Source organism: Acetobacter persici (genome assembly GCF_018256955.1).
Taxonomy (GTDB): Bacteria; Pseudomonadota; Alphaproteobacteria; order Acetobacterales; family Acetobacteraceae; genus Acetobacter; species Acetobacter persici.
This window is the reverse complement of sequence record NZ_JAERKU010000003.1, coordinates 69,070-82,344: the sequence shown is the minus strand read 5'-3', so window position 1 is coordinate 82,344 and position 13,275 is coordinate 69,070. Positions and strand designations below refer to the sequence as shown.

General features: G+C 59.0%; 8 protein-coding genes. 5 read left to right on the top strand and 3 right to left on the bottom strand.

Annotated elements, in window-relative coordinates; translation table 11 throughout:
- Positions 1 to 49: 49 nt before the first annotated feature.
- Entirely contained in the window at positions 50 to 2,707 is a 2,658-nt protein-coding gene (locus tag JK199_RS04760; protein ID WP_212374201.1) for a cation:proton antiporter, read from the bottom strand.
- A gap of 313 nt (positions 2,708 to 3,020) precedes the next feature.
- Here JK199_RS04760 and fumC point away from each other — a divergent pair, with 313 nt between their 5' ends.
- The 5 genes from fumC to JK199_RS04735 all read left to right on the top strand — a co-directional run bounded on the left by fumC (position 3,021) and on the right by JK199_RS04735 (position 9,561).
- On the top strand, positions 3,021 to 4,469 hold the full coding sequence (gene fumC / locus JK199_RS04755; protein ID WP_212374199.1) for a class II fumarate hydratase: 1,449 nt from the start codon (positions 3,021 to 3,023) through the stop codon (positions 4,467 to 4,469).
- A gap of 45 nt (positions 4,470 to 4,514) precedes the next feature.
- Positions 4,515 to 4,697: a hypothetical protein gene (locus tag JK199_RS04750; protein ID WP_086655325.1), complete on the top strand. Its 183-nt coding sequence runs from the start codon at positions 4,515 to 4,517 to the stop codon at positions 4,695 to 4,697.
- 14 nt (positions 4,698 to 4,711) lie between these two features.
- Entirely contained in the window at positions 4,712 to 4,876 is a 165-nt protein-coding gene (locus JK199_RS04745; protein ID WP_179194553.1) for a hypothetical protein, read from the top strand.
- A 17-nt stretch (positions 4,877 to 4,893) separates the two neighbouring features.
- Entirely contained in the window at positions 4,894 to 6,642 is a 1,749-nt protein-coding gene (locus JK199_RS04740) for an ABC transporter substrate-binding protein (RefSeq protein ID WP_408742329.1), read from the top strand.
- 282 nt (positions 6,643 to 6,924) lie between these two features.
- A complete protein-coding gene (locus JK199_RS04735; RefSeq protein WP_212374197.1) occupies positions 6,925 to 9,561 on the top strand; it encodes a Hint domain-containing protein in 2,637 nt (878 codons plus the stop codon).
- Between the two features lie 166 nt (positions 9,562 to 9,727).
- Here JK199_RS04735 and pstS read toward each other — a convergent pair whose 3' ends face one another.
- Positions 9,728 to 10,717, bottom strand: a complete 990-nt coding sequence (pstS, locus tag JK199_RS04730; protein ID WP_244984930.1) for a phosphate ABC transporter substrate-binding protein PstS — start codon at positions 10,715 to 10,717, stop codon at positions 9,728 to 9,730.
- Positions 10,718 to 10,815: 98 nt separating this feature from the next.
- Complete coding sequence (gene pheT, locus JK199_RS04725) at positions 10,816 to 13,275, bottom strand: phenylalanine--tRNA ligase subunit beta (RefSeq protein WP_212374193.1); 2,460 nt, start codon at positions 13,273 to 13,275, stop codon at positions 10,816 to 10,818.

Genomic DNA, 13,275 nt, shown 5'->3' with positions numbered 1-13,275 from the left:
GCTCTGTCATTGCCCCTTGCCCGCCGTGAACCTCGTGTTCAGGCAACGCCTAGCCTGAGGAAGAGGGCTGTTCCTGATCCACCGGCTTTTCATTTTCCTGAGGCTCAGCCGCAATGCTCTTTGGCATCTTACTTTCAAGCTTCAGTAACGCGGAGGCCGCCACACCGGGGCGCTCGCTTTCTTTTTCAGACGGGGTTGCGCCGGGCACCAGCTTGATGGCCCGTTCACCCGCTTCACGCTTGCGGCGCAGCTTCTCAATATTTTCCAGCACCAGCGGATATTCTTCCACCAGCCGCCGGAAGCGGGAGGCGCTGATCACCATGAAGTGCCCGAACTGCACGGCGCGGATATTGGCCGGGCACCGTTCATCATTGATCGCGGACAATGCGCCGATCAGGTCCCCGGCTCCATAGAGAATATCCCGCTCCGCCACATGCGATTCCGCCAGCCCCGCACTGATGAAGTAGATATTGCGGATCTTGCGCCCACGGCGGCAGATCAGTTCCTGCGGGGCCACAAACCGCAGGGACGTTGTTGTGGCCAGATCATGCAATTCCGCATTCGGCAGCCCCCGGAAGACAGCCGCATTTTTCAGGCGACTTTCAATCCCGCTGCGCAGGTCAAAGCTCAGGGGCTTATCCAGCCGATGGCGGCGGCGTTCCAGTTCTTTCAGAAGCTCGCGGTTCAGTTCATCACTGATCAGGGATTCCGCCAGCAGAGAGTCATATTCCTCCCCCTCCAGCCGCAGTACAATCTGACGGAAAATCCGGTTTTCCAATGCTTCCGAATAGCCATGATAATGCAGGCGCAGGGTTTCCAGCGCTTCATCCAGCAGTTTGCGCTGGCGCTGCAACACCTCGGCCACCACGTCTCCAATACGGCTGCCCAGCGTCGGCTCCAGCCGCTCACTCATAAAGCGTGTGAGCGAAATCGAGACAAAATGCGCCACCATGAGCATTTCAAACCGCTCCGCCATACAGAGCATCAGCGGGCGGTCGATGCGCAGGTTCTTATGAATCCATTGTGCAATTTTGAAGCGCAGGGACGGGCTCAGCCGCCGGCGCAGGGCACGCACATACCCCAGACGCCCTTCCAGCCGTGCACCGTCAATCGCGGCCTCGGAGGACCGCAGCAGCGTTTCCATCACACGTCGGGACAGACCCTGAATACGGAACAGGTCCAGCAGGACAGAGCGTTCCTGGCTCGCGATGGTAATCAGAGCAAGGTTCACACGCTGCGTATCCCCAAGGGCTGTATCAAAGGTATTGGCCCCCTGCTCCTCATGCGCGCGGCGGTCGACCTGCTCAATCACGGTGCCCGTCGCATCCGTGGAAAAGCCGAGTTCATCCGCCAGCTTCTCCGAGCGTTCCTTGACGTTTTCCAGCCCGATGCTCAGCACCTGATGCCGCATGGCTTCATCAATGGGTGAGAGCTTGTCCAGCTTGAGGAACAGCACCAGAGACCGCAGCGTCGTACCGTTCAGCAGCAGCGTAATCAGCACGAAGCCGGTGGCCAGAATACCAATAAAATGCGCAACGGGCGTGGAGACCCGCTCGTTTTCCGTTACCGCCAGCGCCAGAGCCAGTGTAATCGCGCCGCGCAGACCGCCCCAGACCATTGTGACCTTGAACGGTGTCGGCACAGGGGGCGCCAGCTTTGTCATGGCGAGGAAAGGCAGAAGACCAAACACCACCGCCCCGCGCGCCGCCAGACCCGCGACGCTGGCAATCAGGATCAGCACGCAGTCCCACCGGGTCATGCCCACCAGCAGATGCGGCACCAGCATGGAAGCGAGCACGAACACCAGAGACCCGGCCCAGAACACAAGCTGCTGCCACAACTGGTTAAGGAAGAGCCATGTCTGCGGTCGTACGGTTGACGGCCCGTAGACGGACAAAGTCAGCCCCGCCGCCGCCGTGGCCACCACCCCGGAGACCCCCAGAAATTCATCCGAGACAATATAGGCCACGTAAGGAAGGGCGACGGTCAGGGTAATTTCCGCAGCGGCGGACCCGCTGAGAGCCGTGATCATCATCAGCGTTAACTGGCCAAAAACCACGCCAACAATCAGCGCCCCGACAAAGGAAATCACGAACGAGATCACGGCCTCGCCCGGATGAATGGCATGATGGAGGGTGACTGAGGGCAGCAGGATGGAGAAGATGGAAATTGCCGCCGCGTCATTCAGCAGGGCTTCCCCTTCCACCAGACGCGTCAGGCGTGTTGCCGCCCCGATATCCCGGAAAATCCCGGCCACGGCGGACGGGTCCGTCGTCGCCACAATGGAACCCAGCAGCAGGCAGACAACCAGTGGCATCTGCGCAAAAGGCAGCAACGCCAGCCCGATGGCACCCGTGGACACCACCACCGCCACCACGGCGAGCAGCAGCACTGTTGCGGCCTCATGCGCCAGACGCCGCACATCAATGGCCAGCGCGCCCTGAAAAACCAGAACAGGGAGGAAGATCAGCAGGAACGCTTCACTGTTGATCGGGAAATCCAGCAGCGTTTCCGCAATGCCATTCAGGGCGGACGTATGCGTGGTCCGCAAGGCAAAGTCTGCCAAACTACCGATAATAATGCCGACAATAGCCAGAAGAACGGTTTCAGACAGTTCCAGCCTGCGGGCAATGGGCTGAACCGTGCTGACAATGACCAGAAGAAGCGCAATGGCAAGCAGTACCGCAGCCAGACCCGTTACCGCCATACCCTCTTTGCTCCTCCAGCCAGATTATTCCGCACTCAGATTCTTCTGTTGCATGACGATAAGGCACCAGAAAGGCAGACGTTCCGGAAAGTGAGCGTCTTTTAACACACTCCCGGCGCGAACAACCACCTCGTCAGTGCGTTTCCTGCTTTGCAGCGGGGCGCTTTGCCGGGGCCATGCCTCGCCTGAATGTGACTTTATTCTGACATGCGGCAGCAATGCCACACCCCATATTGAAAAAAGACCATCAGAGCGCCTCAGGCACCGGCACGAGGCGAGCATGACATCACCAGACACAATCGGGATGACTCTCATGACGACATCACCCACCATCACAGACTGTCCAGTTGGCCTGACGGCAACCGGCTTCCGCACAGAGACGGATTCACTGGGCGAAATTCAGGTCCCCGCCGACAAATACTGGGGAGCACAGACCCAGCGCAGCCTCGTACATTTCTCCATCGGGGAAGACCATATGCCCCTGCCCCTCTGCCATGCCTATGCGGTGGTGAAAAAGGCCGCGGCACTGGTCAACGCAGCCGATGGCCGGATGCCACACTGGAAAGCGGACCTGATTGCCCGCGTGGCGGATGAAATCTGCGCTGGCAAGCTGGACGCGCATTTCCCGCTTTTTGTCTGGCAGACAGGCTCCGGCACGCAGACCAACATGAATCTGAATGAGGTGATCGCCAACCGCGCCATTCAGCTTGCCGGAGGTGAGATCGGCTCCAAAAAGCCCGTACATCCGAATGATGATGTGAATATGGGGCAGTCGAGCAATGATTCCTTCCCTACCGCCATGCATATCGTCACGCTGCTGGAAATAGAAAACCGGCTCATTCCTGAAGTGGAAGCCCTCAGCGACAGTCTCCACACCAAAGCCGAGCAGTGGATGAATGTTGTCAAAATTGGCCGCACACATCTTCAGGACGCTGTGCCGCTGACGGTCGGGCAGGAATGGTCCGGCTGGGCCTGCATGCTGGAAGATGCTCTGTCCGCCCTCCGCACGGCGCGGGAAGGCCTTTTTGAACTCGCTGCCGGAGGTACTGCTGTTGGCACCGGGCTGAATGCCCCGGCGGGATTCAGCAAGGCCATCGCCAGCAAAATCGCTGAACTGACGGGCCGCCCGTTTGTCACCGCTCCAAACAAATTCGCGGCCCTCAGCGGGCTGGATGCCATGGCCAGAGCCTCTGCCGGGTTGCGCGGACTGGCTGTGCCTTTGCTCAAAATTGCCAATGATATGCGCCTTCTGGCCTCCGGCCCGCGCTGCGGACTTGGGGAGCTGCACCTGCCAGAGAATGAACCGGGCTCCTCCATCATGCCCGGCAAGGTCAACCCGACCCAGTGTGAAGCACTGGTGATGATTGCAACGCAGGTTCTGGGCAATGATGCCACCGTTGGCTTTGCCGCCAGTCAGGGCCAGCTCAACCTGAATGTCATGCGCCCGGTCATTCTCGCCAACTGTCTGCACAGCATCCGCATTCTGGCGGATGGATGCCACAATTTCAGAGTGTTCTCCGTGGAGGGAACAGAACTGAATGAGCCGCGTCTTGCACAGTATGTAAACGGCTCCGTCATGCTCGTGACCGCCCTCAGCCCCGCTATCGGGTATGATAAGGCGGCGGCCATTGCGCATCGGGCCACGGAACAGAACCTCAGTCTGCGGGAGGCTGCCGTGCAGTCAGGCTATCTGGACGGTAAGACGTTTGACAGGCTGGTTAACCCGCTGGATATGGTGGGCAACGGCGTGGTCGGTGCCTGATACACATCCCTTTCGCCCTATCTCAAATGCCGGTATGATTGCTTCATGAACCGTTTTTTCCTTTCTGCGCGGCTGGTAATCCCCGGCCTGTCTCTTCTGGGCCTGCTGGGCCTTACATCCTGCGCGGATGACCACGCGCACCATTATTATCACCCCAGAACCCACCATGGGGAGCGCGGGCCCAACTGGTATCGCCCGCCCTCCAACATGCCCACTCCGCAACGCTGAAGGACCGCAGACTCATGGAAGGCAAACTCTTGCGGCTGGGCATTGTTATTGTCACGCTCATGCTGGGTATTTTTCTGGTCAGTTCCATCTACCGGAATTTCTCACACCTGATGGACCAGCCTCCGGGCACGGCCGACCAGCAGCCCGCGGTTAACGGCGCACCTGCATCGCAGCCCTAAAGGGTAAAGGGAGAACAATGCGCGCCTTGAGCATGCTGAGGCACCGGGGCGTGTGGCGTTCTGTTTCCATAGTCCTGCTGGCGGGCCTGACGGTGGCAGGTGGTCTGGCCGCGACCAGCCCGCAGTCTGCCACCGCGCAGACTGCGGTTGACCCCACGCCAGAAACTCTGGCCGCGCATCGGGGCGGCACGCTCAGGCTGGTTTCGGCTGCATCCGGCGGCACATTGGACCCGCAGATCAATTATACCGCCAAATACATCAATCTGTATGCTGTGGTGTATGACGGGCTGACAACCTTCCGCAAAACCACTGGCCCCCGTGGGAACGAGGTTGTGGCGGATCTGGCCGAGACCCTTCCCACACCACAGGATGGCGGGCGCACCTACGTTTTTACGCTCAGGCCGGATATCCGCTTTTCCAACGGTCAGCCTTTGACCACAGCGGATGTGGTTGCGTCTTTCCGCCGTATTTTCCGTGTCGGCTCACCCACGGCAGGCTCCTTCTATTCCGCGATTACCGGAGCCGATGCCTGCCTGAACCACCCGGCGGACTGTAGCCTGAAAGACGGACTCTGGGATGATCCGGTGCGCCGCACCATCACCTTTCATCTGGCGCAGCCTGATACAGAATTCCTGCAAAAACTGGCCTTTACCCATGCCGTTATTCTGCCCGCCAACACCCCGGACCATGACATCGGCAACGAGCCCATTCCCGGCACTGGCCCGTATCGGGTCACGAGTTATGACCCGAACAAAATCCTGCGTCTGGACCGCAATCCCTATTTCCATGTGTGGGATGCGCAGGCCCAACCTGATGGCTACCCGGACGGCATAGACTATAGCTTCGGCATCCCGGATGAAGCCGCAGTAACGGCTGTTGAAAACGGCCAGTATGACTGGATGGCGGACACTGTTCCCATGGACAGGCTGGGGGAGCTGGGCAGCCGTTTTACCGCACAAACGCATGTGACACCGCATCCGGCGATGTATTTCATCCCGATGAACGTCAATCTGCCACCGTTCAACCAGATCAAGGCGCGGCAGGCCGTGAACTATGCGCTCAACCGCAAAGCCATGGTCATTCTGTACGGTGGCCCCGGCATTGCCCGGCCTCTGTGCGGTATGCTGCCCTCTTCATTGCCGGTTACGTCTGACCAGTGTTTTTATACGCGCGACGCCTCTCCCTCCGCCCCGGCTGCACGCTGGACTGCGCCGGATCTGGAAAAAGCCCGTGCGCTGGTGCGGGAAAGCGGCACAGGCGGGCAACACGTTACGCTGGTCACGGCCAATACCAGTATTGATTATGCCATGGGCACATGGCTGCGCGACATGCTGCAAAGCATTGGCTATGAGGCCACGCTCCGCCCGCTCAGTAGCTCCATGGCGTTCAACTACATGCAGAACTCAGGCAACCATGTACAGATTGCCCTTAAAGACTGGTCAGCAGATTATCCATCCCCATCTAATTTTTTAGATGATCTTCTGGGATGCGAGAATTTTCACCCCAATTCGGATAACTCCATCAACATCCCCGGCTTTTGTGACAAGCACATTCAGGCGATTATGGACCGCGCTAAAACCGATGTGTCTCTTACGCCGCAACAGACGGATGATCTCTGGCGGCAGGCTGACCGCCTGCTGATGGAACAGGCCCCCATCGCCCCGGTGATTGAGAAAGATGATGTGATCATCACCTCACAACGCCTGAAGAATTTCTTTTACACTCAGGTCAATAAACTGTTTTTCTCACAGGTCTGGCTGCAATAGCCTCAGCCGGGCCATACCCGTCATTCTACAACGCGCCCTGCTCTCTTCTCTGCTTTCTGTTTATCCACAGAATCTGTGGATGAAAGTCGGGACAACACCGGGATGAGCGCGGGATGACTGTGTTTTGCCGCCCGAAAATCGTGTCTGTCCTGACACATTCAGCGCCCCCGCCACATGCAGCGTGAATGTTTTGTTAAAGATTAACGCTGCCGCTTTTACCAGACTATTCCAGAAAATCAGACTTGCTACAGAACGTTCCTCCAGCCAGAGAGGACGCCCTTCATGAGTAGCAACACAGTTACCCTGAATTCTGACCAGACCTATTCAAACACGAAACAAATCAGCACTACAAAGACTACGGTCTCGGTTGATCTGGATTCCATCTCAACGCTTGATATTGAAAATAGCGGTACGCTTAAATCCACAGGCAAACGCGCGATTGACGCCACCGCCGGCGGAATTGCCGCAGCAATTTCCGGCGCCAGTCTGACGATCAACAATACCGGCACTCTCTCTGGCTCGGATGACGGCATCCGGATTGATGCGGATATGCCCTCCGCCACCATTGTACTGACTAATAGCGGGACGATTACATCCACCACCGATGGTCAGGCGATTGATTTCAATGCGCTGACGACCGCTTCCAGCATCACCATTACCAACGAAAAAGGTGGTGTGATCCAGTCCACCGATGCAGACGCCATCCGTCCAGGAGAAAACGCCGTCATCAACAACGCCGGCACCATTTATGCTGATGGCGCAAACGGCGCGACCAAGAATGACGGCATCGATTTTCAGGACTATTCCGGCACGGTTGACAATTCCGGCAGTATTTCCGGCGCACGCCACGGCATTACCAGCAGCACAGACGTTGTGGTGGTCAATGAAGCAGACGGTGAAATTACCGGGCGTGACGGCTCGGGCGTTGGCTCGGATGGAACCGGCAGCGTCACCAATTACGGCACAATTACCGGAGCCTATGACCAGTCCGGCACGGGCGACGGAGACGGCGTGGATATTGATGGCTACGCCACCATAGACAATTACGGCACCATTCAGGGCACCGGCGCCGGAGGAAGCGGGAGCGATGGCTTCACCAACACCAGTGAAGGGCTGGCACTGGGCGGTGGCAGCATTACCAACCATGCGGGAGCAACCATCAGCGGTGCACAAAACGGCATCCTGATTGATAACAGCAGTCAGGGTTACGCACCGTATGCCACCACGCTGGTCAATGACGGCATGATTAAAGGGCTGGACGGGTACGGCATCCGTATCAATGATGATAAAGATGACACGCTGACCAACTCCGGCACCATTTCCGGCACCACAGACGCCATTCTGCTGGGGGATGGAAATGACACGCTGAACATCCAGACCGGTTCTGTCATTATCGGGACGGTCGATGGCGGCGGTGGCACCAACACGGTCAATCTCTCCGGTTCAGGCACGTTTGACGGCGCACAGAACTTCCAGACCATGACCGTCGCGGGAGCGTGGACGCTCTCAGGCAACCAGTCTTATCAGAATATTACCATTACCAGTAGAGCCTCACTGGTGCTTGCAGGCACGGCGCCCGCCACAGAGACGATTACATTCAGCGATAATACCGGCAAACTCACCCTTCAGTCTGCCTCGTCATTCTCCGCCACTCTGGCCAACTTCACAACCGGCAACACGCTGACGCTCTCCACCCTGACAAATGATGGAAACGCGACACTCAGCATCCTTGGCAACACGGCCACTGTTACCGATAACCAGACCACCTACACTCTGACATTCAGCGCCTCCGACCTCTCCCACCTCACGCTGGGCAAAACGGATGAGGGCGCGGTCATGCTGGAAGCCGTGGTCTGCTTCCTGAACGGCACTCTTATAGAAACCGAGGCCGGTCTGACTCCTGTGGAAAATATCCGCATAGGCGATCAGGTCATGATCTATGATACAGGCCGGGCAGAAGGCCGCGCGGTTATCTGGGCAGGCAAACGCCCGGTCACGGTGCGGGCAGACCTGCCTGCGGATGAAGCTGGTTACCCGGTGCGCATCCTGAAAAATGCACTTGCGGACAATGTTCCGTTTGAGGATCTGCTCGTCACCCCTGAACACTGCCTTTATTTTGACGGGCAGTTCGTGCCGGTGCGCATGCTGGTTAATGGCGCCTCCATTGTTTATGACCGCAGCCTCCCCCAGTATGAATGTTTTCATATTGAAACAGCACAGCATGCCGTGATCCGTGCAAACGGCGCGCTGACAGAAAGCTATCTGGATACCGGAAACCGTCGCAGCTTTTCACAGCCCGGCACGCTGGCCCGCCTCCCATCCACTCCCAAAACGTGGGAGCAGGATAGCGCGGCCCCTCTGACTGTTGCCCGAACCGAGGTTGAACGCCTCTTCGACCTCCTGTTCTCCCGTGCGCAGACACTCGGTCTGCAGCCCCGCCAGACTCCCCGCAACGTCACGCATGACGCTGACCTGCATTTGCTCACGCCCCCCGGAACACGCCTGCGTGCCCTCCGCAAGGAACATGATCGCAGCTTTTTTCTCCTTCCGCCGGGTGTCACGACGGTTTCTCTGGTCTCCCGCTCAGCACGACCGGCTGACAGTATCGGTCCTTTTGTGGATGACCGCCGAACGCTCGGCGTGCTGGTCGGAACAATATGTTGCCGTGAAGACGGTCAATCACACGACATCACGTCTCACCTGACAGACAGCACCCTGTCAGGCTGGCATACTCAGGAAAATGAGTACGCTCGCTGGACAGATGGCTGTGCCACGCTGCCTCTCGCTCCCGCATCCGGAGCCACTGTAAGCCGCATACTCGCCATACAGATCCTCTCCGCCGGTCCGTACGTGCTGGACGCGGGGACATCTTCAGGACAGGGGAAAACTGTCTTCTCTCCACAAGCTGCCTGTGCCTGAACACCTCAGGCCAATACCGCTCTGCTTCGCCATGTAGTAGACAGGCTGCCGGACAGGCATCCTCGAACAAAAAAGGCGGACACATCACGTGTCCGCCCTTCTTACGTCGATATGGGAATCTTATGGCTGACAAAAGATGAAATACTCTCTGGCCCCCGCCGGAAAGTTATTTCCCAGCCGCCTTCTGCCCCTCAAGCTGATCCAGCAGCCCAAGCGCCATGGTTTTTACGCGCGCCGGAACCGGCACATAATCAAGCTGGCGGCTGGCGGCTTCACCATTGGTCAGCCCCCAGCGGAAAAATGTCCGGACAGCCAGACCATGTTCCGTGCCAGCCGAACGGCGGGGCACCAGAACATAGGTGGTGGTCACAATCGGCCACGCGCCGCTACCCTGCGTATCAGACAGCGCGGCGGTGAGTGTCTTTTCATCCCACACGGCAGACTCAGCCGCCTTAGCAAAACTGTCTGCCGAGGCCGTGACAAAATCTCCTGCCTTGTTCTGCAACTGGACCATCGGCAGATGGTTGCGCTCGGCATAGGCATATTCCACATAGCCTATGCTGCCTTCGGTATTCGCCACGTAGGCGGCAATCCCGTCATTGCCGCGTGTGCCGGAACCTGCGGGCCAGTCAACAGACGTGCCACGCCCGACGGATGTACCCCATGTCGGGGAGACCCGGCCTAGATAATCCGTGAAGACAAACGTTGTGCCGGACCCATCTGCCCTGTGCAGCGGGGCCACAGGCAGATCCGGCAGTTTCAGGTCAGGATTAAGCTCGGCTACGCGCTGATCATTCCATGAACTGATCGTGCCATCGTACAACCCCGCCAGCACCGGACCAGTAAGCCGCAAGGCTCCATCCGGCACACCGGGCACGTTTACAATAACAACAATGCCGCCAATACCCGTCGGGAACTGCATCAGATGCCCGGCATCCAGCTTTTCCGGGGCCATCGGCGCGTCAGACGCCCCGAAATCCACCGTTCCGGCCAGCACCATGTTCTGGCCAGCACCAGAGCCGATGGTCTGATAATTCACGCTCACACCTGTGCTGCTGGAAGAGGCAGCAGACCACGCCTGATAAAGGGGCGCCGCAAAGCTCGACCCCGCGCCGGTAATGTCTTCCGCCCGCAGGGTCTGTGTACCGCACGCCATCAGCACGGCAGAAAGCAGCCCCAGTCTGACTCCGTGTCTGAGGTGTATCATCCGGTGCGTCATTCCCGTTACTCTCCGCTTCCTGTCCTGCTGCCCGCCTAGCGCAGGGTGGCGCCTGTCGCTTTGGCGACTGCGGCAACAATACGCTCAGAAACAGCTTCCAGTTCCGCATCCGTCAGGCTTTTGTCCACCGGCTGCAACGTCACTTCAACGCCCATGGAACGGTGGCCTTCCGGCACATGCTCGCCTTCATACAGGTCAAACAGGCTGACATCAGAAACAAGAGCGCGATCTGCACCCTTCACAGCTTTCAGCAGTTTTTCCCCCGGCACATCGCGCGCCACCACAAAGGCAAAATCACGCCGGACCGGCTGGAAAGCCGAGAGTTTTGGCGCGCTCTTCTTGCGGCGCTTGGGTTCCGGCACGGCGTCCAGCAGGATTTCAAACCCTACCACCGGCACATCAATCCCTTCTACCTGCAACAGAGACGGATGCAGTTCCCCAAAATAACCCAGCACCATTTTCGGCCCCTGACGCAGCACGCCAGAGCGGCCCGGATGGTACCATGAGGGCGCATCCGGCGTTGCACTCACACCTTCAACCGCCACGCCCAGTTGTGTAAGCAGTTCAAGTGCGTCGGCTTTGGCCGCCCAGAGAGACACATTTGTGCTGGTCTGGCCCGGATAACGCGGCGTATGGCCCGTCCGCAAACCAGCGGCAATCTGCTGCTGCCCGTCTTCCGAGAACCCGGCCCCGATTTCAAACAGGCCCAGATCGGCCCAGCCGCGCGCGGCGTTACGCTGGCTGGCCGCAACCAGATTAACCATGGGGGTCGGCCGCATCTGGTCCAGATCAGACGCAATCGGGTTCAGCAGGCGCAGACTATCCGGCGCGCCACCAAACCGCAGCGCATCTTCATGCGAGACAAAGGAGAACCCGACCGTTTCCACCAGACCATGCGCCGCCAGCACACGGCGGGCACGGGCTGTACGGATCTGACGCGGCGTAAGCGCCACACCCGGCACCACGCTCACGGGCGGCAGCGGCACTGGGGGCACCGCATCCAGCCCTTTCAGGCGCAGGATTTCTTCCACCAGATCACTCTCGGCTTCAATCTGCTCAACGCCTTCGGCCGCACGGGCCGCCTGACCGGCTGGCAGATCGCGCCCCTGAGCCAGAACCGGCTTCTGCGCAATATCATTCCGCCAGGACGGCACGCTGGCCCGCACATGGGTTTCCGTTTTGTCCTGAACTTCAAAGCCCAGCTTTTCCAGCAGAGCGACGCTTTCCTCAGCAGGGACATCCAGCCCGCCCAGATCGCGCACGCGGCTGAAACGTAGCGTCGCCTCACGCTGCCATGCGGGCGGCGCACCGGCAGAGACAACCTCACTGGCCTCACCACCGCACAGATCAACAATCATGCGGGTTGCGGCTTCCATCGCTGCCACGGGCAGCGCCTGATCCACACCGCGCTCAAAGCGGTAGCTGGAGTCAGAAGACAGGCCCAGACGGCGGCAGCTCAGCGCGATATGCACCGGGTCAAACAGCGCACACTCAATAAAGACATCCGTTGTGCCCTCATCCGCACCAGAAGCTTCCCCGCCCATAATCCCCGCGACGGACTGCACGCCATTGGCATCCGTAATCACGCAATCATCCGGGGAGACAGTGTAATCCTGCCCGTCCAGCGCCTTGAAGGTTTCTCCGGCACCGTGGCAGAGCGTCAGGCGGTTGCCAGAAAGTTTTTTAACATCAAAGACATGCAGTGGGCGACCAAGATCAAAACAGAAGTAGTTGGTAATATCCACCAGCGTGGAAATAGACCGCAGGCCAATGCTTTCCAGCTTACGCCGCAGCCAGTCCGGGCTGGGGCCGTTCTTTACACCGCGCACTGCACGGCCCAGCACCCACGGGCAGGCTTCCGGATAAGCGTTTTCCCACACAACCGGGGACTCAAACGTCCCTTCCACCGCTTCAGCCAGCCAGGGCCGCAGCGTGCCCAGACCAGCCGCAGCAAGATCCCGCGCAATGCCGCGCACGCTCAGCGCATCACCCCGGTTGGGGGTAATGGCAATTTCAATCACCACATCATCCAGACCGGCAAAATCCGCGTAGGACTGGCCGGGGAAAGTCTCCTCCGGCAGTTCCGCAATACCGCCGCTCTCTTCGCCCAGACCCAGTTCACGCAGGGAGCACAGCATACCGCCGCTCGCTTCCCCACGGATCTTGCCTTCCTTAATGGTAATATCCAGCCCCGGCACATACGTCCCCGGCTTTGCAAAAATCACGGCAAGCCCGGCCCGGGCGTTTGGGGCCCCACACACAACCTGCACATCATTCATGCCCGGCCCGGCATCCACCCGGCAGACCTGAAGGCGGTCGGCGTTCGGATGCTGCGTGGCTTCCAGAATACGGGCGGTCAGGAACGGCTCAAGAGCCGCACCGGGATTTTCAACCCCTTCAACCTCAAGGCCGATCTGGTTCAGTTTGGCGCAGATTTCCTCAACCGTGGCTGAGGTTTCAAGATGGTCATACAGCCATGAAAGCGTAAATTTCAT

What these genes read in the sequence shown, in the direction of transcription:
- JK199_RS04760 (WP_212374201.1), bottom strand. Translation starts at nt 2,707, where the DNA reads ATGGCGGTAACGGGTCTGGCTGCGGTACTGCTTGCCATTGCGCTTCTT.
- fumC (WP_212374199.1), top strand. Translation starts at nt 3,021, where the DNA reads ATGACGACATCACCCACCATCACAGACTGTCCAGTTGGCCTGACGGCA.
- JK199_RS04750 (WP_086655325.1), top strand. Translation starts at nt 4,515, where the DNA reads ATGAACCGTTTTTTCCTTTCTGCGCGGCTGGTAATCCCCGGCCTGTCT.
- JK199_RS04745 (WP_179194553.1), top strand. Translation starts at nt 4,712, where the DNA reads ATGGAAGGCAAACTCTTGCGGCTGGGCATTGTTATTGTCACGCTCATG.
- JK199_RS04740 (WP_408742329.1), top strand. Translation starts at nt 4,894, where the DNA reads ATGCGCGCCTTGAGCATGCTGAGGCACCGGGGCGTGTGGCGTTCTGTT.
- JK199_RS04735 (WP_212374197.1), top strand. Translation starts at nt 6,925, where the DNA reads ATGAGTAGCAACACAGTTACCCTGAATTCTGACCAGACCTATTCAAAC.
- pstS (WP_244984930.1), bottom strand. Translation starts at nt 10,717, where the DNA reads ATGGCGTGCGGTACACAGACCCTGCGGGCGGAAGACATTACCGGCGCG.
- pheT (WP_212374193.1), bottom strand. Translation starts at nt 13,275, where the DNA reads ATGAAATTTACGCTTTCATGGCTGTATGACCATCTTGAAACCTCAGCC.